This is a genomic window from Nonomuraea monospora (genome assembly GCF_039531895.1).
Taxonomy (GTDB): Bacteria; Actinomycetota; Actinomycetes; order Streptosporangiales; family Streptosporangiaceae; genus Nonomuraea; species Nonomuraea monospora.
The window spans coordinates 12,742-34,050 of record NZ_BAAAQX010000025.1; the positions used below are offsets into that span (position 1 = coordinate 12,742).

The following is a 21,309-nucleotide window of genomic DNA, read 5'->3' on the forward strand; positions in this document are numbered from 1 at the left end:
GTACGGTCCCGCTGCCAGACTTATGTCCTCTTTATCCGGGGTGAACGCTTGCGGCGTCTCAACGTCTTCATGGTGGCCGTGCTCGTGGCCGGGTTCCTCGTGCCCGTGCCCGACTTCTTGTTAGCCAGGTGGGCGGAGGCGGCGACTGCCTGCTCCCCCAACAGCACCGACTGGTCCAACGGCCGCAGCGGCCAGAAACGCTGTGTCTTCAACCACATGTACTCCACGCGCCGCCGCATCAACGACGCGTGCCTGCGTGACCGTCCCGTCCTCGGGACCCACATCTACCAGCAGCCCAACGAGTGCAGCCCGTCGGGCGGCATCGAGGCCATCGGCCAGGCCCGCGCCATCAAGTACCTCAGCGACCAGATCGGCGGGGGCGGCGGCCTGATCAACCCCGAGATCCAGTGGGAGCCGACCCTCAGCGGCGGCGGCGACCGGCCCGACATCGTCTACTACGACCGCGCCGGCAACAACTGGGGCCAGGTGATCGAGGCCAAGGTCGACGGCAACCCCGACTACTCCGGCTGGGGCGGGCAGGTCGCCCGCTACATCGCCGTGCTGACCGGCGACGGCGTCAAGAACGTCACCCCCGGCACGGTGCTCAACCGCTGGGGCACCTACGACGACTGGTTCCAGGTCTACACCAAGAACCCCTCCTGCAAGGTGGACGGCAAGGACGGCTACCAGCTCTCCACGTACCGGGCGCTGTCGCCCGTTCCGGGCCTGCTGCACATCGAGGAGGTGAAGAAGGAGCGCAAGTGCGAGGAGACCAAGCGGCAGCCCCCGCCGGGCAGCCCGCCCGCCGACATCCCCGAGCTGGACGAGAACGACGACGACCGCGACTGGCCCATCCCGCAGGGCCTGCGCCAGCTCATCGACCGCCTCACCAGGCCGCCCGGCGGCAGCTCGAACGACTCGCAGAACAACGACGTGGCCAGGTACGGCAGCGCCGCGGCTGCCGCCGCCGCGCTGACCGCGTCCGTCGTGATGTTCCTGCGCACCCCGCAGGGCGTGCTGTTCCTGCGCGCGGCCGGCTTCGCCACCGTCGAGATGGCGCTCGCGCTCGGGGTGAGCGCGCTGGTCGTGCTCATCCTGTTGTGGTACTTCTCCGAGTACGGCGGCCTGGTCAAGGGCGAGCCGCACTTCACCACCCTGGACGGCCTCGGCTACGACCTGCAGTCCGTCGGCGAGTTCGTGCTCGCCAACTCCGAGAGGCACGGCCTGGAGATCCACGGCCGGCTCAGCCCCGCCAGCGGCGGCCGGGACGTGTCGGTGATGTTCGACGCGGCGATGGAGGCCGGTGGCCACAAGGTCGAGTTCCACGAGGACGACCTGTACATCGACGGCCAGAAGCTCACGCTCGACACCGGCAAGATCCTCTACCTGGGCGAGGAGGCGTTCGTCCTGCGCGGGGACGGCAAGTGGCTCGTCATGTTCGACGGCCTTGAAGGCCCCGTCCTGTCGTGGCGGCGCGGCGCCGCCGGGCTCTACCTGCCGCCGTCGGCCGACAGCGACCTGGAGGGCCTGCTCGGCAACAACGACGGTGACCCGAAGAACGACCTGAAGCTGCGTGACGGCACCCAGCTCCCCGCCAACGCCACGCCCGCCCAGTTGCACACCGACTACGCCAACTCCTGGCGGCTGGACGACACCGAGTCGCTGTTCACCTACGGCCCCGGCGAGAGCACCGCGACGTTCACGAACCTGCAGTTCCCCTCCAGCATCGTCACCATCCACGACCTGACGCCCGAGCAGATGCAGCTCGCCACGGCGCAGTGCGAGGAGAGCGGCGTCGAGCCGGGCGTGCCGTTCAACGACTGCGTCCTGGACATCGCGCTGACCGCGGACACCTCGTTCGCCGAGGCCGCCGCCGAGCAGAAGACGGTGGCCCTCGACCCGGCGGCGCAGGTCGTGGATGCCAACGGCGACCTGACGATCGGTTTCGAGGGCACGCTGGGCAAGAACACGCTGCCCTCACGGGTGTCGGCCGACCCGTCGCTGACCTCGTTCGCCGGGCCGTTCAGCGGCAGCGACTCCTACCGGTTCTTCGTGCAGGCACTGCCGCTGCACAAGAGCGGCACGCTCCGCTTCGACCTGCTGGCCGTCGGCGACTGGACGTCCGACTCCGACACCGAGACGATCAAGGTCGAGACCGACCGCGGCGACCCGTACACGATCACGCCCGCCGACCTGACCCCGGTCGCGACCGGGACGCTGGCGGGCGGCCTGCCGTGGAAGAAGTACCAGGTCACGATGCCGATCTCGCACAAGAAGAGCCAGATCGAGGTCAAGGTCTCCGCCACCGGGACGGCGGGCCTGTCCAACCAGGCGTACGGCATCGACAACGTGGCGCTCGACCTGGAGGTCTCCCCGCCGCAGTCGTTCCCCGTGTCGCTGCCCTTCACGGCCTCGGACGGCGTGCCGGGCGAGGGCGCGGGCAACCTGGAGGGCGAGGTCGCGGTCGACGAGTACCGGTTCACGCTGGCGCAGCCGGCCTCGGTGTTCGTCCACGCGCAGGAGTGCCCGGGGTCCGGGTTCGGGCTCAGGTGGGAGCTGACGAACGCGGCCGGCGCGAGCCTGGCCACCAACTACCTGTGCGGCGCCAAGCGCGTGGACGCGCTGCCCGCCGGCGACTACCGGCTGCGCGTCTGGCCGTGGAACGACGTGTTCGGCCCGTACAAGCTCAGCGTGAACACGCTGGGGGCCGACGTCAGCACGACCGCGGCGATCGACGGGCCGAAGGTGCCGCTGCAGATCACCGACCCGGGCCAGCGCGGCACCTGGACGTTCCAGGGCACCGCGGGCCAGAAGGTCTCCGCCGTGCTCGACGACTCGACCCTGACCGCCCTCGGCGACGCCACCCTGCAACTGCGCGGCCCCGACGGGAAGATCCTCGACCAGGGGTCGTGCGGCGAGGGCTGCTTCATGGACACCGAGACGCTGCCGGCCACCGGCACGTACTCGATGGTGTGGGACCCGAAGGACGCCAAGACCGGCTCGATCGCGCTGCGCCTGTACGCGGTGCCCGCGGCCGTCACCGGGACGGTCGCCATCGGGTCGCCGTCCACGCTGACCACCACCGTTCCCGGGCAGACGGCCTCCTGGTCGTTCACCGGCACGCAGGGCCAGCGGGTCGCGTTCGCGGTCAGCGGCTCCGGAGCGGCCAGCGCCTCGATCGCCAAGCCGGACGGGAGCCGGCTGTTCGGCTCCACCTACTGCCCGGCGTCCTGCGCCTTCGACACCACCACCCTGCCGGCGACGGGCACGTACACGCTGCTCGTGGACCCCAGCGACCTGCACACGGGGCCGATCACCGCGAGCGTGATCGAGGGTGACGTCACCGGCGTCCTGACCGTCGGCGGCGGGCCGGTCAAGCTCACCACGACCGGGCCGGGACAGCGGCTGTACTGGACGTTCGCCGGCACGGCGGGGCAGCGCGTCGCGTTCGCCCTGGCGGACGGCACGTTCAGCGGCGCGTACGCGTCGCTGCGCAAGCCGGACGGCACGGACCTGTACAGGTCCACGTGGTGCAAGACGTCGTGCGCGCTCGACACGGTGGCGCTGCCGGCGGACGGCACCTACACGCTCGTCCTTGACCCGTCCAACACGGCGGTGGGCTCCATGTCCGCGCAGGTCACCGAGGGCGACGTCACCGGCACCCTGACCGCCGGCGGCGGCCCGGTCGAGCTGACCACGACCGGTGCCGGGCAGGCCGCCGCCTGGTCGTTCGACGGCACGGCGGGGCAGCGCGTCGCGTTCTCCCTGACGGGCGGCACGTTCAGCAGCGCGTACGCGCTGGTCCGCAAGCCGGACGGCACCGAACTGTTCGACTCCGTCTTCTGCAAGGCGTCGTGCGCGTTCGACACGTCCACCCTGCCGGCGGACGGCACGTACACGGTCGTGCTCGACCCCTCCGGCACGGCGGTGGGCTCCATCTCCGCGCAGGTCACCGCCGGCGACGTCACCGGCACGCTCACGGCCGGCGGCGACCCCGTCACGCTGACCACGAAGGGCCCGGGCCAGAACCCCACCTGGACCTACGCCGGGACGGCCGGGCAGCGCATCTCCGTCACCTTCACGGGCGGCACGTTCACCAGCGCGTACGCCTCCCTGCGCAAGCCGGACGGCACGGTACTCGTGCCCGCCGCGTTCTGCGCGAGCACCTGCTACTTCGACACGACGGTGCTGCCGGAGAACGGCGTCTACCAGGTGGTGGCCGACCCGGCCGGCGTCCAGACCGGGTCGATCGCGGCCCAGCTCAACATCGTGCCGCCGGACGTGACCGCGCAGATCACCGTGGGCGGCCCCGCGTCCACGCTGACCACCACCATCCCCGGGCAGCGCGGCCTGTGGACGCTGGCCGGGACGGCGGGGCAGCGGGTGTCGTTCGACTTCACCGGGCCGACCTTCACCTACGCCTCGGACGCCACCGTCCGGGTGCGCAAGCCGGACGGCACCGACCTGATCGCCGACACCAACTGCGGCACCGGGTGCCTGCTGGAGCCGGTCACCCTGCCGGCGACCGGCTCCTACCTGGTGGACCTGCGGCCCAAGGGCGCCAAGACGGGCGCGCTGACGCTGCGCGCGTACCTGGTGAGCGACGTCACGGCCGCGATCGCGACCGACGGCGTCACCTCGACGCTGACCACGACGGTCCCCGGCCAGAACGGCACGTGGACCTTCACCGGGGCCCAGGGCGGCTACGTCAACCTCGCGTTCATGAACGGCACGTTCACCGGCGCCACCGACGCCGCCGTCTCCGTGCGCGGCCCGGACGGCGCCGTCCTGCGGGAGGACACCTCCTGCGGCAAGCTGTGCGTGCTCGACCCGCTCACCCTGCCGGCGTCCGGGACGTACACGATCGTGTTCGACCCGCGCAAGGCCCTCACCGGCTCGCTGACCGCGCAGCTCACCGAGGGCGACGTGACCGGGACGGCCACGGTCGGCGGCCCGGCGTCCACGCTGACGACCGTCGGCGCGGGGCAGAAGGCCGTCTGGTCGTTCACCGGCACCGCCGGCAAGCGGGTGTCGTACAACTTCACCGGCTCGACGCTGACCGGCACCTACGACGCGTACGTCGCGGTGCGCAAGCCGGACGGCACCGTCCTGATCGACGACACGGCGTGCGGCAAGAACTGCCTGCTGGACCCGGCGGTCCTGCCGGTGGGCGGCGTCTACACCGTGGAGTTCAGGCCGCAGAACGCCAAGACGGGCTCGATCACCCTGCAGCTCCACGAGGTCACCCACCTGAGCGCGAACGTCACGCTCGGCGGCGCCGCCTCGACGCTGACCACCACCACCCCGGGACAGAACGGCACCTGGTCGTTCGCCGGGACGGCCGGGCAGCTCGCGTCGTTCAACTTCACCGACGCGAGCTTCGCCAGCTCCGTGGACGCGCAGGTGACGGTGAAGAAGCCCGACGGGACCGTGCTGGTGACGGCCACGTACTGCGGCAAGAACTGCTTCCTGGAGCCCGTGGCGCTGCCCGCCACCGGCACCTACACGGTGGAGTTCAACCCGAAGGACGACAAGACCGGCAAGCTCACCCTGGCGGCGTACGCGGTCACCCACCTGCTCGGCGTGGCCGCCGTCGGCGGCGCGGCCTCGACGCTGACCACGACGACGCCCGGCCAGAACGGCGCCTGGTCGCTGCCGGGGACGGCGGGCCAGGTGGTCGCGTTCAACCTCACCGACGCCAGCTTCACCGGCTCCACCGGTGCGCGCGTGTCGGTGAAGAAGCCCGACGGGACCGTGCTGGTCGCGGCCGTGTACTGCGGCAAGAACTGCTTCCTGGAGCCCGTGGCACTGCCCGCCACCGGCACCTACACGGTGGAGTTCGACCCGCAGGACGAGAAGGTCGGCAAGCTCAGCCTCAGGGTGCACCAGGTCAGTGACCTGGCGCCGGTCGCCGTCACCGTCGGCGGCGCGACCGCCACGCTGACCACCACGACCCCGGGCCAGAACGGGAGCTGGACGTTCAGCGGCACGGCCGGGCAGCAGGTGGCCGTCACCTTCACCGGCTCCAGCTTCGCCGCCTCCACCGACGCGCGGGTCGGGCTGCTGAAGCCCGACGGCACGGCGCTGGGCAGCACGCCCTACTGCGGGCGCAACTGCACCATCGCGGCGACGACGCTGCCGGTCACGGGCACGTACACGATCGTCTTCAACCCGCAGGCCGACAAGGTCGGCTCGCTGACGGCGAAGGTGGCGGTGCCTTAACACACGCGAAGGGCACGGCCGGAACCGATTCCGGCCGTGCCCTGCTTTTTTAGTAGAAGCCCTCCACCGGGACGCGCGCCTCCTCGAACAGCGCCGGTCCCTCCTGCGGCACCTGGGGCCAGCCGCCACCGGGCTTGAGCCCGGCGAGCTGCTCGTTGGACAGCGCGTACACCACCCGCCCGAGCCCCGACCGCTCGATCCCGCCCCTGCACATGTCGCACGGCTGGCAGCTCGTGTACATCGTGGTGCCCGCGGCGGTGGCGGGGTCCAGCTCGCGGGCCGCCCACCGGGCCAGTTTCAGCTCGGGGTGGGCGGCGATGTCGCGGTCGCCGGCGACCGTGTTGTGCGCCTCCGCCAGCACGTCGCCGTCCGGCCCCACCAGCAGGGACCCGAACGGCGCCTCCCCGCCCGCGCGGGACTTGGCGGCCAGCTCGATGGCCCGGCGCAGGAAGGTCTCCTCTTGAGGTGTCACTGTCGCTCCATTCGTCACTCCCGGATGTCGTCACTGCCGGATGTCGTCACTGCCGGATGTCGTCACTCCCGGAGGTCCGGGCTCCAGCGGTCGGCCACGGCGGCCAGCGCGTGCCAGGCCGCCTGCGGGTGCAGCGTCTCGGCGGGGTCACCGTCGAACGGGTCGAGCACCACGGTGTCGGCGCCGAGCGCGCGCAGTTCCTCCAGGTCCTCGGCGATCTGGCCGATGGTGCCCTCGCCCGCCCGCCGCTCCGGATCGGTGACCGGCGTTCCGGTCAGCCGCAGCACGATGCGCGGGGCGAAGGCGGGCACCGGCCGTTCCAGCTCGTCGGCGACGCTCTTCAGCCGGTGCGCCGCCTCCCGCAGCCACGGCAGCGTCGTGCGCAGCGGGTGGTAGGCGTCGCCCAGCCGCACCGCCCTGCGCAGCCCGGCCTCGCCGTTGCCGCCGACCCAGATCGGCACGGGCCCTGCGCGGTAGTCGTCCTCGTCCGCCCACGCGGTGCGCATCGCCTGGAGGTGCTCGTCCGTCAGCCGGCCGCGCCGCTCGAACGGCACCCCCAGCGCGGCGAACTCCTGCCGCGCCCAGCCGGTGCCCACGCCGAGGACCAGCCTGCCGCCGCTGAAGCGGTTGAGGTTGGCCGCCATCCGGGCCATCAGCAGGGGATGGCGGTAGGGCACGATCAGCACCGAGGTGCCGAGCCTGACCCGCTCCGTGACGCCGGCCAGCCACGCGAGCGTGGTGAACGGCTCGTAGAACGGAGCCGGATACTGCTCGGCGACGTCAGGCGTCACCACCACATGGTCGGAGATCATCAGCAGGTCGTAGCCGAGAGCCTCCACGGTCCGCGCCCAGCGCCGCAGCACGGCCGGATCCGTCCCTGGCCCGAAGTTGGGCACGTTCACCCCGATTCGCATGGCAGCGAGGCTATCGAGGCGGCGGCCCCGAACTGAAGGGATTGTTCACGGCGTCGCGGACTTCTCGCCGGGAACCTGCCGGTATCGTGGCCGGATGACCGAGGAGCTCGACGAGACGGACTGGTCGATCCTGGCGGAGCTCCAGCGCGACGGCCGCGTCCCCCTCACAGAGCTGGGCCGCCGGGTGAACCTCAGCGCCTCGGCCACCACCGAGCGGGTCAGGCGGCTGGAGACGCTGGGCGTCATCACCGGCTACCGGGCCGAGGTCGATCTCGCCAAGGTCGGGTACGCCATCCTGGCCGTCGTCCGGCTGAAGTACCCCGGCAACCGGCACGAGCCGCTGCGCCGCCTGCTCGGCGAGCGCGCGGAGATCCTGGAGTGCCTGCGCACCACCGGCGAGGACTGCTACACGCTGAAGGTGGCGGCCGGCTCCATGGCGCACCTGGAACGGATCGTGGACGAGCTGGCCCAGTTCGGCAGCACCACCACGAACCTCGTCTACAGCATGCCCCTCCCCTACCGGGGCCCGCGCACGCCGCCGCGGTGATCGCGGCCCGTCAGCCCCGCCCGTACCTGTCCTCGGCCCGCCAGAAGTACCAGAACCCGCCGACGAGCGTGACGACGGCCCACACCAGGCACGACATCCAGATGAGCTGCGGCGGGGTGTGGCCGGCGATGAGGATGTCGCGCATCCACTCGATGTAGGAGGCGGCCGGGTTCAGGTACATGGCGGTGGCCACCCATTCGGGCAGTTTCGCGCTGTTGACGACCTTGTCGTGGATGGCGAAGAACACGCCGGACGCGTACAGCCACGTCCGCATGATGAACGGCAGCAACTGGTTGAGGTCCCGCATCGTGGAGCCGAGCCTGGCCAGGATCAGGCCCGCGCCGATGTTGAACATCGTCTGCAGCACCAGCACGATCGGGATCATCAGCCAGAACAGGGTCGGCGGCTCGCCCGTGAGCACCACGATGACCAGCAGCACGCCCATCGAGATGAGGAGCTGCTGCAGCTCCTGGATCGTGTACGCCAGCGGCAGCGAGGCGCGCGGGAAGTGCAGGGCGCGGATCAGCGACAGGTTGCCGGAGATCGACTTCGCGCCCGCCGTGACCGTGCGCTGCGTGTAGGTGAACACGAACATCCCGGTCAGCAGGAACGCCGGATAGTTCGGGATGCCCTTGCTGCCGCCGAGGATCAGGCCGAACATCACGTAGTAGATGGCGGCGTTCAGCAGCGGCGTGATCACCTGCCAGAGCTGGCCCAGCGCGGAGCCCGAGTACTTCGAGACGTTGCGCGAGGTCGCGTAGGTCAGCACGAAGTGCCGCCGCTGCCAGAGCTGGCGCACGTAGACGGGGAGCTGGGGGCGGGCGATGGCGGGCCTGAGCCCGTGCCTGCGGGCCAGCTCCTCCAGTGACTGCGGTGCGGGGTCTTCCACCTGGCTCATGAGCACCTCGTAGCGTTGCGGTCACCGTGACGGACGGCTCTTGCGACGATCATGCCCCGTGGCGGGGGGCATCGGTCCAGTCTTGGGCCGGAGCGTCGCGGAGTCGAGCGTCGTTTATTCGGCGAGGTCCGGGAGGTGGCGGCGGGCGTGTTCGATGAACGCCCGGGCCGCCGGGCTCGTCTGCCCGTCCGCCCGCCACACCACGCCCATCCGCCCGCGCAGCTCCGGCTCGACGACCGCCAGCACGTGCAGCTCCGACTCCGCCCCGGCGACCGCCGACTCCGGCAGGACGGCCACGCCGAGCCCGCGCGCCGCGAGCTGCCCCAGCACGTACGGCTCGCCGGCCTCGAACGCCACGTGCGGCGCGAACCCCGCCCGCCCGCACACCTCCTCCAGCGCCGCGCGCAGCCCCGTGCCCGGCGGCAGGCTGATCAGCGGCAGCCCCTTCAGCTCCGCCACCCTGATCGACCGCGCCCCGGCCAGCTCGTGCCCCCGGTGCACGACCGCCACCAGCGCCTGGTCCACCACGACCTGCACGCCCAGGCCCGGCGGCAGCGGGCCGCCCAGCCCGAGCAGGCCCAGGTCGAACCGCCCGGTGACGACGCCGTCGAGGAGCTGCCCGGAGCCGGACTCGACGAGCGAGATCTCCACGGCCGGGTGCCGCTCGTGGAAGGCGGCCAGCATGCCCGGCAGGTCGAGCACGGACGGCGTGGCCACGCCGCCCATCACGACCCGGCCGCGCAGCAGCCCGGTGAACTCGTCGGCGACCTGCCGCATCCCGGACACCGCCGCCAGCGCGGCCCGCGCGTACGGCAGCACCGCCTCGCCCACGGCGGTCAGCCGGGCGCCGCGCCCCGACCGGTCGAACAGCGGCTCCCCCAGCTCCCGCTCGAGCTGGCGGATCTGCGCGCTCACGCCGGGCTGGGCGACGTGCAGCCGGGCGGCGGCCCGGGTGAACCCCGCCTCCTCGGCGACGGCGACGAAGTACTCGAGCTGCCGCAACTCCATGCCCACCCATGCTAGGCCCGCGCCTGCCCGGCCTCGCACCTCCGAGGCCCGCTCAGAACGGCCCGCCCAGGACGGCCCTGCTCAGAACGGCCCTGCTCAGGACGGCCCTGCTCAGAACGGCCCGCTCAGGACGGCCCTGCTCAGGACCGCCCGCTCAGGACCGCCCGCTCAGGACGGCGCGGTCACTCCCGTCACGGCGAAGCGTTCGACCTCCGCGATGTGGCCGCCGGTGGAGGCCACGATGGTCAGCGTCCGCCCCTGCCGTCCCGTGAACGTGACCCGAGCCGACCACGGGGCGTCCTCGCCACCCGCCGACAGGCAGCAGCGCTCCCCCACCGGGGCTTCCGAGCCGGGGTGGCGGACCTGGACCCTGATGCTCTCGTCCACGCCGGTGACGCGCCCGCCGACGGTCACCGGGGAGCGGACGGCGGCGCCGTACGCCGGCTTGGTCAGGGAGAGCGTGGTGTCGTCGGTGCCGACCACCTCCCAGGGGGCGTCCTCGCCGGAGCCGTACCGCATGAGGTGCACGACGGCCGCCACCATCGGCCGGGAGGCATCGTCGGAACGGAAGCCGACGTGGACGCGGGCGTGCGGGCCGTCCGTCACGGTCTTGACGGCGCGGTCGATGCCGGAGAAGCCGAGGAAGTCGCGGCTGAAGGCGACGGCGGTGAGGCGGGCGTCGAGGTGCCACGGCTGGTGGCCGCTCGCCCGGTACTCGCGCTGCCAGGCGGCCACCTCCCGCGGGCTGGAGAACGGCCACAGCGGCTGGTAGCGCCCGCCGACCAGGGTCTCGGCGGGGCCCGGCTCGGCCTGCGCGCTGCTGGGGGGCGCGCTCGGCGGCGGGGACGTGCCCGGCGGCGAGGACGTGGCCGGGGTCGCGTCCGGGGAGGGAGCCGATGAGGGGCCCGATGAGGGGCCCGGTGAGGGGCTGAGCGTGGTGGTGCCCTGGGAGAGCGGCGGCCCGGCGTCGCCGCAACCCGCCACCCCCACCCCCAGTGCGGCGAGCAACGACAACAGCCTCACGGTCAACGCTCTCATGCGGCGCCTCCTGCCATGCGGTGGGAACGGGGATTCACGTGGCGCGGCCTGGTGACAGACGTACCCACTGGGCGCTCCCGCTTCCCGTGTGACGGGCCGGAGGTAACGAGGCACGAGGTCGGACGGTCATGGCTGGGCGGCGTGTGCGCGGGTAGCGTCCAGGCATGGCCACCTTCGATCTGACCGGCTTGCGCGCCGTCGTGTTCGACACCGACGGCGTGGTCACCGACACGGCCCGGGTGCACGCGGCGGCGTGGAAGCACGTCTTCGACGCCTTCCTGCGCGGGCGCTCGGCGCCGTTCGACATCCGCGCCGACTACCTCGCCCACGTGGACGGCCGGCCGCGGCTCGACGGCGTGCGCACGTTCCTCGCCTCGCGCGGCATCTCGCTGCCCGAGGGCGGGCCCGGCGACGAGCCAGGCGCGCCGACCGTGCACGGGCTGGGGCTGGCGAAGGACGCCCTGTTCGTGGAGCAGATCGACCGGCACGGGGTGGCCGCCTTCCCGTCCACGGTCGCGCTGCTGCACGAGCTGCGGCGGCGCGGCTGCCGTACGGCGGTGGTCTCGGCCAGCAGGCACTGCCGGGCGGTCGTGTCGTCGGCGGGGCTGCTGCACCTGTTCGACGTGCTGGTGGACGGCAACGACGCGGCCCGGCTCGGCCTGCCCGGCAAACCGGATCCCGCGCTGTTCCTGGAGGCGGCGCGGCGGCTGGAGCTGGCGCCGCGCGAGGTGGCGATCGTGGAGGACGCGCTGCCGGGGGTGGAGGCCGGGCGGCGGGGCGGGTTCGGGCAGGTCGTCGCCGTGGACAGGAGCGGCACGCAGGCCGCCGCCATGCTGGCCGCCGGAGCCGGCGCGGTCGTGACGGACCTGGCGGACGCGGACGTGACGGGACGCGTGCCGGTGACCCGGCGGTGACCACCACGGGTGACGGCGACCCGGCAGTGACCAGTGATGGCAACCCGGCAGTGACCAGTCATGGCAGCCCGGCGGTGACCCGTGACGGCGACCCGGTAGTGACCCGTGACGGCGACCCGGCGGTGCACGCCCCCGCGACCGACTGCCTGCGGCGCACCAGCCACGGCCCAACCCTCAGCGCCGTCGTGCACGCGTGGGTCCTGGCCCGCTCGAACCGCGCCCCGGACAAGGCCCCGGATCAGGCGCGGTCGTGGCGGTTCTTCACCGAGGCGCTCTTCAGCGATATCAAGGACGTGCAGGGCGGCACCACCGCGGAAGGCATCCATCTGGGTGCCATGGGCGGCACGCTCGACCTGCTGCAGCGCTGTTACCTGGGCCTGGAGGTCAGGGCGGACGGGCTGCGGCTGGACCCGCTGCTGCCCGCGGAGGTCGGGTCGATGTCCATGCCGATCCGGTACCGGGGTCGCCAGGTGGTCATCGAGGCTGACTGCCGCGAGGCCCGTATCCATGACAGAGGGGACGTCATCATGGCAGGCACAGGCGATCTCGGCCGGCGCATCATCCATCACCGGGAGCGGCTCGGGCTGACCCGCGAGCAGGTCGCCGAACGGGCGGACATGTCACCCGGTTACCTGAAATATCTGGAGGAGAACGCCGACACCCCGGACACGGGAGCGCTCTACCGGCTGGCCGACGCGCTGCGCACCACGGTGGAGGACCTGCTGGGCGGCGGCCAGGACCGGCCGCCTGGGCACGGCCCCGCGATGGCCCACCCGACCCTGGAGACCCTGGACGAGCAGGAGTGCCGGCGGCTGATCGAGCCGGGCGGGATCGGGCGGGTGGCGTTCAACGGCTCGCACGGGCCGACGGTGCTCCCGGTCAACTACAAGGTGCACCACGGCGCCATCGTCTTCCGCACCGCCGCCGGCGGAGCCATGGACAAGGACCTGCGCAGCGGCCTGGAAGGCGTGGACATCCTGATCGCCTTCCAGATCGACAACATCGACGAGACCAACCGGGAGGGGTGGAGCGTGCTGGTGCAGGGGCCCGCGCACCACCTGCCGCCGGAGGAGGCGGCCCAGGTGGCGGGCTCGGGCGTCACCCCGTGGGCGGGGGGCGAGCGGCTGCTCTACATCCGCATCGTCCCCCAGCACATCACCGGGCGCCGCATCCACGGCATGTGACGGTACGAGGTCAGCGGCAGCCCGTGGCGCCGAACGCCATGAACTGCGTCACCTCCTCCTCGGAGAAGTTGTCGTCGGAGCCGATCACCAGCGTGCACTCGCCGCTCGCCAGCCTCGGGCCCCAGGCCATGCCTTCCAGGTTCTGCACCGGCGGCCGGAACTCGCCGAGGTCGCGGACCAGCCGCTTGGTGACGGGCCGGTAGGTGTCGGTCTCGGTCAGCGAGTCGCGGTCCAGGACGTTCGAGGCGTCGCGCAGGTCGATCTCGTACAGCTTGACCCGGTAGCCGACGCCCTGGATCCAGGAGCGTTCCAGGGCCAGGTAGCGGTGGTCGTCGATGGCCAGGAGCTCCGACACGCCGCTGTCGCTGAGGCCGGTCGGCGGGTTCGGCGGGGCCGCCAGCGCGTCGAGCGGGTAGGCGTACTGGGCGCGCACCTCGCCCCGGCGATCCCACACGGTCAGCCGGGTCATCGAGCCGCGGCCGGCCGTCGGCGTCGGCCCGTCCTCGAAGCGCGGGCCCTCGGTCACGGCGGTGATGGCGCGTTCCGTGACGGCCAGCCCCTCGAATCCGAAATTACGCCGGGGGCCGCTTTCCCCGCTCTCGAAACGCAAATTCGACGGCACCGGCAATTCCGCCTCCTGCCGCCCTTCCACACTCATTCCGCGCACCTTCGACTGCGAAATGGGAATATCCGGATTCCGGTCGTCTGGACGGTCTCCCTCGTCGCCCCACAGCAGCCGCCCGCTCCACCGGTCGACCCTGATCGACTCGGGGTCGGCCGAGCCGGGCTTGCCGTAGGCGGGGTACGGCGTCCCGTCCGGCCGGTACAGCGTCGTGACGCCGGTGATCCGGACGCCGGTGAAGTCGCCCGTCCTGCGGTGGAAGGCCAGGCGGCCGGTGTAGAAGCGGGCGGGGTTGTAGCGCCAGCGGTCGTCGGAGACGAAGTACCAGGCGCCGGTGCGCGGGTCACGGTCGAACCCGGACAAGCCGCCCACCGTCGTGCCACCGAACTTCACCAGGTGCGGGATCCGCTGCTCGCCGAGGAAGCGGGTGATCCGCACGGGCTCCTGCGGGGCGCTCGCGGCGGCGGGCGGGGCCGTGCCCGCCACCACCGCGAACGCCAGGGCGATTTTCATGATTCTGCGTGTACGCGCCAATTGTTCCTCCGTCCCGGCATTCGACGGAGGACATGAAAGCGTGTCCGGCCGTGGAAGTCCACGAAGAAAACAATGGCATGCCGCACTGCAAAAGGCGCAAATCAGTGCGCGGTGCCGGGGGCCGAGACGGCGACCCCGTCGAGGATGAGGCGCAGGCCGTGCGCGAACGCCTCGTCACTGGTGGGCGCGCCGCCCGTCCTGACCCCCTCGACCGTGAGCGGGTGGTCCCTGGCGTACGCGGCCAGGTCGGTGCTGTCGCCGCGGCTCCTGCGGTCGAGCCCGGCCTGCTCGTTCAGCACGAAACCGAGGGTGTAGTGGCTGATCGCCGTGATCGTGTGCAGGCCCTGGGCGGGGGTGAAGCCGAGGCCGGTGAGTGTCCTCAGCTCCGCCTCGAAGCTCCTGGCGACGTCGGGCCCGGGGTTGCCGGTCGCGATCAGCCGCGCGCCGTCGCGGTGGCTGAGCAGCGTACGCCGGTAGCGGTGCGCTCTGCGGGCCAGCCACTCCCGCCAGCCCTCACCCTCGGCGGGGCCGCCCATGTCGTGGGCGAGCAGCTCGCGGGCCATCTCGTCGAGCAGTTCCTGCTTGTTGCGGAAGTGCCAGTAGAGCGCCGGGTTCTGGACGCCGAGGCGGGCGGCCAGGCGGCGCACGGACAGGCCGTCCAGGCCGGCCTCGTCGAGCAGCTCCAGCGCCGCGCGCACGACGGTGTCCCGCGCCAGTCCCTTCTGTGCCATCGACGATCACCCTAACACCGCCGCATCCCACACCCTCCGGCAAGCGCACCCACCACAAGCACGCCCCACCGGAGGCGCAACCGCCCGAAGCGCGACCCGCCCGAGGCGCAGCCCACCCGAAGCGCCACCAGCCGGAAGCGTCGCCCGCCCGCAGCCCGCCACCAGAAACACGCCCCACCCGAAGCGCCACCCGGCCGAAGCGCCACCCGGCCGAAGCGCCACCCGGCCGAAGCGCCACCCGGCCGAAGCGCCACCCGGCCGAAGCGCCACCCGGCCGAAGCGCCACCCGGCCGAAGCGCCACCCGGCCGGAGTGCGGGTCGACGGGGAAGTGTGGGTCAGGGGTGGCGGGTGCCGATGACGGCCGTGGCGTCCAGGTCGTCCGAGGTGGTGACCCGCGCGTCCAGCCCGGCGGCCCGCACGGCGTCAGCGGTCGCCTCCGCCTGCCGCTCGCTCGTCTCCACCAGCAACCGCCCGCCAGGAGCGAGCCACCCGGGCGCCCCGCCGATCACCCGCCGCACCACGTCGAGCCCATCGGCGCCACCGTCCAGCGCGTGGAGCGGCTCGTGCAGGCGGGCCTCGGGCGGCAGCAGCCCCACCGACTCCGACGGAACGTACGGGGGGCTGGCGATGAGGATGTCCACCCGGCCGCGCAACGTGGCGGGCAGCGGTTCGTACAGGTCGCCCTCGTACACGGACGCCGTACCGGACAGGTTGCGCCGGGCGCAGCGGACGGCGGCGGGGTCGAGGTCGGCGGCGTGGAGTTCGGCCCTGCCGAGGCCCGCGACCAGGGCCGCGCCCATCGCGCCCGTCCCGCAGCACAGGTCCAGCACCACAGGTGTGCCCTCGATCTCACGCGCGAGCCCGACGGCCGCCGAGATGAGGAACCCGGTGCGCGGCCGGGGCACGAACACCCCCGGCTCCACGTACACGCGCAGCCCGCAGAACTCCGCCCATCCCAGCACGTGTTCGAGCGGTTCCCCGGCGACCCGGCGCGCCACCATGGCGTCGAGGTCGGCGGGGGTGGACGCGGTGGACAGGAGCAGCCCGGCCTCGTCCTCGGCGAAGACGCATCCGGCGGCGCGGAGGCGGGCGACGATGGCAGTGGTAGCGATAGATGACGAAAAAACCGACATGGGAGCCTTTCGGGATGCCGATGGGCGCTCCCGCGGTCACCTAATCCCTGTAGGCCGCGCTTCGTGAGGGGAGCACCCAGACTGGTACAGCGGTAATGGGTCCCACCTCCCAAGGACGATCCTCTGACGAGATCGTCACAGTATCAGGCCGCCGAATCCACCGCCGGGCGGGGGTTCGGCGAGGCGCCCACCTGGAGCTCCGTTAGGATGAGCGGTATCCCGCCGCAGTCCCCGGTGACTCACCGCGCCGCAGGGACGCGCCCACCCGCAAGACCGCCTTCTCAACGTGCGCCAAGCACGCGAGTCATGGCCGCAAACCTCTCCGACGCCAGCAACGGCGCGCGGAACGGCAAAAGCTCATCCAAGTGGCGGCGGGCCGCTGGGGTGATGACAGGTGACGAACCTACACTCATCCCAACGAACCCCTCGCTGACCGCTGAACCCATCAATATCGCCGCCTGGCCGGCGGCTGGAGTCATCCCAGTGATCACGGCAATCTTCTTCGCAATCGCGGCCGTCTCGGCCCTGGAAATCACCCTTTTCCTGGCCCTGCTGGGGTTCGGCGGCGCGGAGCTCCGCGCGTTCCTGCGTCACCATCCGGACGGTTCCGCCGGCGGCCTGCGTGACCTGGCCGCCGAAGCGCGGCAGCGCGGGCTCGTCGCGCGCGACGCCGTACGGCGCCGCTGGGAGTCCCACGGCCGGTAGTGCCCATGACGCCCCCGCGGACCCGCGGCCGGGCGAGGAAGTACAGATCAAGAAGGGGAACCGGGCTCAGGCATGGGCGACGTTCAGCGGAAATTGGACTTGACGGGGCCGCACCTCGCGGGCAACGCGCTGGCCGCGGCCACCGCCGCGGTCGCGGCCTCCCACCTCGGGGTGGCCGGCACCGTGCTCGGCGCGGCGCTGGTGAGCGTCGGCACCACGGCGGGGACCGCCGTGTACGCGCACTATCTGGAGCGCACCGGCGGGCTGAAGAGGCTGCCGTGGGGGAAGGTGGCGGTCACCACCGGGCTGGTGTTCGCCCTCAGCATGGGCGGCATCCTGGCCTACCAGACCGTGGCCGGCAGGACCGTGGCCGACCAGCTCACCGGCAAGCCCGCACACAAGATCGCCCGCTCCGAGCCCGCGCACGGCAGGGACAGAAACCCGGAGCCCGGCAACCCCGCTCGCCGGGTGCGGACGGTCACGACCCCTTCGGTGAGCAGGTCCGCCGTCCCAGAGGCTACTCCGGCACCGACCGTCACTTCGACGATCACGGCGACACCGGCGCCGTCCGGCGAGCCCACGCCCACGCCTGTACCGGCGGACACCATCGGCGCCTCCGGTCCCCCTTCCCAGAGCCCCGCCCCCGTCAGCTCCGTACCGGCGCCGCCGCACCTCGAACCGGCCGACCGCACCGGGCACCCGCCCGCCGTCCCGACGACCACGCCGGACGAGGCCGCCACCTCTCAAGACGATCCTCGTCAGTGATCAGGACGTCCGTGTGACGGGCGGGAAGGTCACCGTGACGCGCAGTCCGCCCTCCGGCCGCGCGGTGGCGGTGACGGTGGCGTCGTGAGCGGCGGCGATGGCCTGGACGATCGACAGTCCGAGGCCGAGCCCGTCCCCGCGCTCAGATGCCGTACGGGCCGCCGGGGTCAGCCGCCGGAATGGCTGGAAGAGCTCCGCCACCGCGTCCGGCGGCACGAGGGGGCCGGTGTTGACGACGACGAGCGCGGGCCGCCCGTCCACCGGCCCGGTCCGTACCTCCACCCAGCCGCCCGGCGCGTTGTAGCGCAGCGCGTTGTCGACGAGGTTGGCGGCCAGGCGCTCGGCGAGCGGCCGGTGCCCGGCCGCCTCCGCCGGCCTGATCGACGTCCGCAACGTCACCCCCAGGCCGGACGCCTGCCCCCGGCGCGCCTCGACGGTCTCGCGGGCGAGTCCGGCCAGGTCGAACGGCCGGCGGACCTCGATGCCGGCGTGCCCGCGGGCCAGCGTGAGCAGCGCGTCGATGAGCCGTTCCTGCTGTGCCCCGGCCACCAGGATGCGTTCGTGCGCCCTGCGCAGCGACTCGACGCCCGCCTCGGGGTCGGACAGCGCGAGCTGGCCGATGGCCCGCTGCCGGGTCAGCGGGGTGCGCAGCTCGTGCGAGGCGTTGGCGACGAACCGGCGCTGGGCCTCGAACGCGGCTTCGAGCCGGCCGAGCAGGGCGTCGATGGTGTCGCCGAGCTCCTTCAGCTCGTCGTCAGGGCCGTCCAGGGCCAGACGGCGGTGCAGGTTCGTGGCCGAGATGGCGCGGGCGGTGGCGGTGATCGTGCGCAGCCTGCGCAGGATGCGGCCGGCCACCGTCCAGCCCAGCACGATCGACAGCACGGCCATGACGGCGAGGGCGATGCCCGAGTTGAGCAGCAGCTCGCGCATGACGTCGGACTGCTGGCGTTCGATGACCTCCTTCAGACCGAGAACGTGCTGCCCGGTCAAAACGGCGGGCGACGGGGCCGTGCCGCCGCCGGGGGCGGGAAGGAACGAGGCGGCGGGGCGGCCCACGACGGCGTGGCGGACCAGGGCGTAGGTGATGGCGAGCAGCGCGGCGCCGGAAACCAGGAACAGGCCGCCGTACAGGATCGTCATCCAGAGCCGGACGGTGCGGCGCGGCGGCCGGGACGGGACGGGCATCGCGCTCAGATCCGGTAGCCGCCCCTGGCGACCGTCTCGATGACCGGCGGATCGCCGAGCTTGGTCCGCAGCCGGCTCATCGTGATCTTGACGGCGTTGGTGAACGGGTCGGCGGCCTCGTCCCACACCCGTTCCAGCAGTTCCTCGGCCGACAGCACCCGCCCTTGCGAGGCCAGCAGCAGCTCCAGCACGCCGAACTCCTTGGGCGCGAGCCGCAGGAGGCGATCCCCGCGCCTGGCCGTCCGCCGGGCCGTGTCCACCTCGAGGTCGCCGTGGCGCAGGACCGGTGGGGCGACCGGGTGAGCACGCCGTGCCAGCGCGGCCACCCTGGCCACCAGCACCGGAAAGTCGAACGGCTTGTGCAGGTAGTCGTCCGCTCCCAGGCCGAGCCCTTCGACGAGGTCCTCCGTGGTGGCCGCGGCGGTCAGCATGAGGATGCGTCCCCGGCATCGCGCGGACACCAGCTCGGCGCAGACGGTGTCGCCGTGCAGGCCGGGCAGGTCGCGGTCGAGCACGACGACGTCGTAGTCCACGCGCAGGGCACGTTCCAGCCCGTCCCGGCCGTCGGTCGCCACGTCCACGGCCATGTGCGCCCTACGCAGGCCGATGGCCACCGTCTCCGCGGTCTCCTCGTCGTCTTCCACCACCAGGACGCGCATCACGTCACCCCCTTCACCCGCAGATCATCCTGCACCACCGGTTTCAAGGAGGTTTCCAGCGATCCGTGAAACCGTGCCGAAACCGCCGCTTCGGTAGACAGTCCGCGTTCCACCTCACCGTTCATGGAAAGGACACCCGATGAAGCTGCGGCACCTCGCCCTGCCGGCGGCGGGCGCGCTGACGGCGGCCCTGACCCTGACCGCACCGGCGGCGGCCACCACCGCGGGCCTCACCTGGAGCGCCTGCCCCGGCGCCGACGCCGCCGTACAGTGCGCGACGCTGAAGGTCCCGCTCGACTGGTCCCACCCGGACGACGGCAGGACCATCGACCTCGCCCTGGCCAGGCGCAAGGCCACCAAGCCCGCCGTCCGCATCGGTTCGGTCATCCTCGACCCCGGCGGGCCAGGAGTCGGCGGCGTCGAGGAGGTCAAGCGCAAGAAGGACGTGTTCACCACCGCCGTCAGCGAGCGTTTCGACGTGGTCGGCTTCGATCCGCGCGGCGTCGGCGCCAGCACTCCCGTGCTCTGCGACACCGAAGTGCTGGAGCGGGCCACGGCCGCCAAGAGCCTGGCCACGCGTGGCGCGGCCGACTTCGCGGCCTTCGCCCGCGCCAACGCCGCGCTCAGCCGGGACTGCCGCGAACGCACCGGCGCCTTGTACGACCACCTCGACAGCCGCCAGGTCGTGCGCGACGTGAACGCGATCCGCGCCGCCCTGGGCGAAGCCAAGATCACTCAGGTGGGCTACTCGTACGGCACCCTGACCGGGCAGCTGTACGCCGAGATGTTCTCCCAGCACGTCAGGGCCATCGTCACCGACGGCAACATGGACCACAGCATCCGCTCGCTCTGGGCCTTCCTGGACGACCAGACGGCCGCCATCGAACGCAACTTCGTCCAGTGGGCGGCCTGGTGCGACCAGACCGCCGACTGCGCCCTGTACGGCAAGAACGCCGCGAAGGTCTACGTCGGCCTGCGGGAACGCGCCAAGAACGGCACCCTCACCGACCCCGCCACCGGCCGCGAGCTCGACTTCACCGCCTTCACCGGCATCGGCCAGCGAGTCAACCTGCCCGAGTTCTGGAAGGAACTCGCCGACAAGCTCGCGGCCCTGTCCGGGCACGCCACCCCCGCGCCGGCCCCGACCGGCGCCACCCCCGGCCCGGCCCCGAGCCGGCCCGCCGTGCAGAACTACGCCCGCCAGGCCATGTTCTGCCAGGACTGGACGTTCCGGCTGAAGAACTACGCCGAGCTCAAGCGCGGCCTGGACCGCCTGACCAGGCGCTACCCCAACGTGAACTGGAATCCCAACGCCACGGAGTCCGCGCTCGACTGCGTCGGCTACTCCGGCAAGGCCACCAACCCCCAGACACCCCTGAAGATCGGACGCGGCACGCCGATCGTCATGGCCGGAAACCGCAACGACTTCGCCACGGTGCACGCCTGGTCCCGGCACGCCGCCGCGCGAAGCGGCGCGCCGCTCGTCACCTACGAGGGGTTCGGCCACACCGTCTACCCGTCCACCGTCGCGTACGGTCCCAGCACCTGCGTCAACGCGGCGATCGACGCCTTCCTCATCCGGCTCGAGCCGCCGGCCTCCGGGCTGTCCTGCCCGGACATCTCCGTCCCCGGCAAGGTCACCCAGCCTCCGGCCCCGCCGCAGTAGAGGCGCGCCGGCCGACTGGTGCCTGATGCGGGTCCGCGAGCCCTTCCGGTGTCAGCGCCGGGAGACCCTGATGATGACGCGCATGCCGGTGAGGGCGCACCGGCACCCGCT

18 protein-coding genes are annotated in these 21,309 nt (G+C 72.3%); 7 read left to right on the forward strand and 11 right to left on the reverse strand.

Features of this window, described 5'->3' with window-relative positions:
- Nucleotides 1-48: 48 nt before the first annotated feature.
- The gene (locus ABD331_RS37810; protein ID WP_344486171.1) at nucleotides 49-6,222 is read left to right on the forward strand and encodes a VWD domain-containing protein; all 6,174 of its coding nucleotides are present in this window, start codon (nucleotides 49-51) and stop codon (nucleotides 6,220-6,222) included.
- Nucleotides 6,223-6,271: 49 nt separating this feature from the next.
- Here the strand turns inward: ABD331_RS37810 and ABD331_RS37815 are convergent, their stop codons facing one another.
- Nucleotides 6,272-6,694 carry a nucleoside deaminase gene (locus ABD331_RS37815; protein WP_344486174.1) on the reverse strand — a complete coding sequence of 141 codons (423 nt, stop codon included), beginning with the start codon at nucleotides 6,692-6,694 and terminating at the stop codon, nucleotides 6,272-6,274.
- Nucleotides 6,695-6,756: 62 nt separating this feature from the next.
- A complete protein-coding gene (locus ABD331_RS37820; protein ID WP_344486177.1) occupies nucleotides 6,757-7,608 on the reverse strand; it encodes an LLM class flavin-dependent oxidoreductase in 852 nt (283 codons plus the stop codon).
- Nucleotides 7,609-7,702: 94 nt separating this feature from the next.
- Here ABD331_RS37820 and ABD331_RS37825 point away from each other — a divergent pair, with 94 nt between their 5' ends.
- Nucleotides 7,703-8,155, forward strand: coding sequence for an Lrp/AsnC family transcriptional regulator (locus ABD331_RS37825; RefSeq protein WP_344486180.1), 453 nt, complete (start codon nucleotides 7,703-7,705; stop codon nucleotides 8,153-8,155).
- Nucleotides 8,156-8,165: 10 nt separating this feature from the next.
- Here ABD331_RS37825 and ABD331_RS37830 read toward each other — a convergent pair whose 3' ends face one another.
- From ABD331_RS37830 to ABD331_RS37840, 3 genes are all read right to left on the reverse strand, one after another.
- Nucleotides 8,166-9,053, reverse strand: a complete 888-nt coding sequence (locus tag ABD331_RS37830) for an ABC transporter permease (protein ID WP_344486184.1) — start codon at nucleotides 9,051-9,053, stop codon at nucleotides 8,166-8,168.
- A 114-nt stretch (nucleotides 9,054-9,167) separates the two neighbouring features.
- Nucleotides 9,168-10,061, reverse strand: coding sequence for a LysR family transcriptional regulator (locus ABD331_RS37835; RefSeq protein WP_344486187.1), 894 nt, complete (start codon nucleotides 10,059-10,061; stop codon nucleotides 9,168-9,170).
- A 168-nt stretch (nucleotides 10,062-10,229) separates the two neighbouring features.
- Complete coding sequence (locus tag ABD331_RS37840; protein ID WP_344486190.1) at nucleotides 10,230-11,099, reverse strand: hypothetical protein; 870 nt, start codon at nucleotides 11,097-11,099, stop codon at nucleotides 10,230-10,232.
- Between the two features lie 164 nt (nucleotides 11,100-11,263).
- Here ABD331_RS37840 and ABD331_RS37845 point away from each other — a divergent pair, with 164 nt between their 5' ends.
- On the forward strand, nucleotides 11,264-12,013 hold the full coding sequence (locus ABD331_RS37845) for an HAD family hydrolase (RefSeq protein ID WP_344486193.1): 750 nt from the start codon (nucleotides 11,264-11,266) through the stop codon (nucleotides 12,011-12,013).
- On the forward strand, nucleotides 12,010-13,197 hold the full coding sequence (locus ABD331_RS61090; RefSeq protein ID WP_425566140.1) for a helix-turn-helix domain-containing protein: 1,188 nt from the start codon (nucleotides 12,010-12,012) through the stop codon (nucleotides 13,195-13,197). The genes ABD331_RS37845 and ABD331_RS61090 overlap by 4 nt, the downstream gene beginning before the upstream one ends.
- Before the next feature lie 10 nt (nucleotides 13,198-13,207).
- Here ABD331_RS61090 and ABD331_RS37860 read toward each other — a convergent pair whose 3' ends face one another.
- The 3 genes from ABD331_RS37860 to ABD331_RS37870 form a co-directional block, all read right to left on the reverse strand.
- Nucleotides 13,208-14,332, reverse strand: a complete 1,125-nt coding sequence (locus ABD331_RS37860) for an esterase-like activity of phytase family protein (RefSeq protein WP_344486196.1) — start codon at nucleotides 14,330-14,332, stop codon at nucleotides 13,208-13,210.
- 122 nt (nucleotides 14,333-14,454) lie between these two features.
- Nucleotides 14,455-15,084, reverse strand: a complete 630-nt coding sequence (locus ABD331_RS37865; protein ID WP_344486199.1) for a TetR/AcrR family transcriptional regulator C-terminal domain-containing protein — start codon at nucleotides 15,082-15,084, stop codon at nucleotides 14,455-14,457.
- Nucleotides 15,085-15,420: 336 nt separating this feature from the next.
- Nucleotides 15,421-16,218: a putative protein N(5)-glutamine methyltransferase gene (locus ABD331_RS37870; RefSeq protein WP_344486202.1), complete on the reverse strand. Its 798-nt coding sequence runs from the start codon at nucleotides 16,216-16,218 to the stop codon at nucleotides 15,421-15,423.
- A 306-nt stretch (nucleotides 16,219-16,524) separates the two neighbouring features.
- On the opposite strand from ABD331_RS37870, the gene ABD331_RS37875 reads away from it, so the two are divergent.
- Nucleotides 16,525-16,923: a hypothetical protein gene (locus ABD331_RS37875; protein ID WP_344486205.1), complete on the forward strand. Its 399-nt coding sequence runs from the start codon at nucleotides 16,525-16,527 to the stop codon at nucleotides 16,921-16,923.
- A 99-nt stretch (nucleotides 16,924-17,022) separates the two neighbouring features.
- On the forward strand, nucleotides 17,023-17,688 hold the full coding sequence (locus tag ABD331_RS37880) for a hypothetical protein (protein ID WP_344486208.1): 666 nt from the start codon (nucleotides 17,023-17,025) through the stop codon (nucleotides 17,686-17,688).
- On the opposite strand, the gene ABD331_RS37885 is transcribed toward ABD331_RS37880, so the two are convergent.
- From ABD331_RS37885 to ABD331_RS37895, 3 genes are read right to left on the reverse strand one after another with little or no spacing between them, the layout of a single operon-like run.
- Nucleotides 17,689-18,873 carry a sensor histidine kinase gene (locus ABD331_RS37885; RefSeq protein WP_344486211.1) on the reverse strand — a complete coding sequence of 395 codons (1,185 nt, stop codon included), beginning with the start codon at nucleotides 18,871-18,873 and terminating at the stop codon, nucleotides 17,689-17,691. It lies immediately after the preceding gene.
- Nucleotides 18,874-18,878: 5 nt separating this feature from the next.
- Entirely contained in the window at nucleotides 18,879-19,532 is a 654-nt protein-coding gene (locus tag ABD331_RS37890) for a response regulator transcription factor (protein WP_344486634.1), read from the reverse strand.
- Nucleotides 19,532-19,657: a hypothetical protein gene (locus ABD331_RS37895; protein WP_344486214.1), complete on the reverse strand. Its 126-nt coding sequence runs from the start codon at nucleotides 19,655-19,657 to the stop codon at nucleotides 19,532-19,534. Before ABD331_RS37895 ends, ABD331_RS37890 begins: the two co-directional genes overlap by 1 nt.
- Nucleotides 19,658-19,671: 14 nt before the next feature.
- Here ABD331_RS37895 and ABD331_RS37900 point away from each other — a divergent pair, with 14 nt between their 5' ends.
- Nucleotides 19,672-21,198 carry an alpha/beta fold hydrolase gene (locus tag ABD331_RS37900; protein ID WP_344486217.1) on the forward strand — a complete coding sequence of 509 codons (1,527 nt, stop codon included), beginning with the start codon at nucleotides 19,672-19,674 and terminating at the stop codon, nucleotides 21,196-21,198.
- Nucleotides 21,199-21,309: the final 111 nt, after the last annotated feature.

What these genes read in the sequence shown, in the direction of transcription:
- ABD331_RS37820 (WP_344486177.1), bottom strand. Translation starts at nt 7,608, where the DNA reads ATGCGAATCGGGGTGAACGTGCCCAACTTCGGGCCAGGGACGGATCCG.
- ABD331_RS37825 (WP_344486180.1), top strand. Translation starts at nt 7,703, where the DNA reads ATGACCGAGGAGCTCGACGAGACGGACTGGTCGATCCTGGCGGAGCTC.
- ABD331_RS37830 (WP_344486184.1), bottom strand. Translation starts at nt 9,053, where the DNA reads ATGAGCCAGGTGGAAGACCCCGCACCGCAGTCACTGGAGGAGCTGGCC.
- ABD331_RS37835 (WP_344486187.1), bottom strand. Translation starts at nt 10,061, where the DNA reads ATGGAGTTGCGGCAGCTCGAGTACTTCGTCGCCGTCGCCGAGGAGGCG.
- ABD331_RS37840 (WP_344486190.1), bottom strand. Translation starts at nt 11,099, where the DNA reads ATGAGAGCGTTGACCGTGAGGCTGTTGTCGTTGCTCGCCGCACTGGGG.
- ABD331_RS37845 (WP_344486193.1), top strand. Translation starts at nt 11,264, where the DNA reads ATGGCCACCTTCGATCTGACCGGCTTGCGCGCCGTCGTGTTCGACACC.
- ABD331_RS37860 (WP_344486196.1), bottom strand. Translation starts at nt 14,332, where the DNA reads ATGAAAATCGCCCTGGCGTTCGCGGTGGTGGCGGGCACGGCCCCGCCC.
- ABD331_RS37865 (WP_344486199.1), bottom strand. Translation starts at nt 15,084, where the DNA reads ATGGCACAGAAGGGACTGGCGCGGGACACCGTCGTGCGCGCGGCGCTG.
- ABD331_RS37870 (WP_344486202.1), bottom strand. Translation starts at nt 16,218, where the DNA reads ATGTCGGTTTTTTCGTCATCTATCGCTACCACTGCCATCGTCGCCCGC.
- ABD331_RS37875 (WP_344486205.1), top strand. Translation starts at nt 16,525, where the DNA reads ATGGCCGCAAACCTCTCCGACGCCAGCAACGGCGCGCGGAACGGCAAA.
- ABD331_RS37885 (WP_344486211.1), bottom strand. Translation starts at nt 18,873, where the DNA reads ATGCCCGTCCCGTCCCGGCCGCCGCGCCGCACCGTCCGGCTCTGGATG.
- ABD331_RS37890 (WP_344486634.1), bottom strand. Translation starts at nt 19,532, where the DNA reads ATGCGCGTCCTGGTGGTGGAAGACGACGAGGAGACCGCGGAGACGGTG.
- ABD331_RS37895 (WP_344486214.1), bottom strand. Translation starts at nt 19,657, where the DNA reads ATGAACGGTGAGGTGGAACGCGGACTGTCTACCGAAGCGGCGGTTTCG.
- ABD331_RS37900 (WP_344486217.1), top strand. Translation starts at nt 19,672, where the DNA reads ATGAAGCTGCGGCACCTCGCCCTGCCGGCGGCGGGCGCGCTGACGGCG.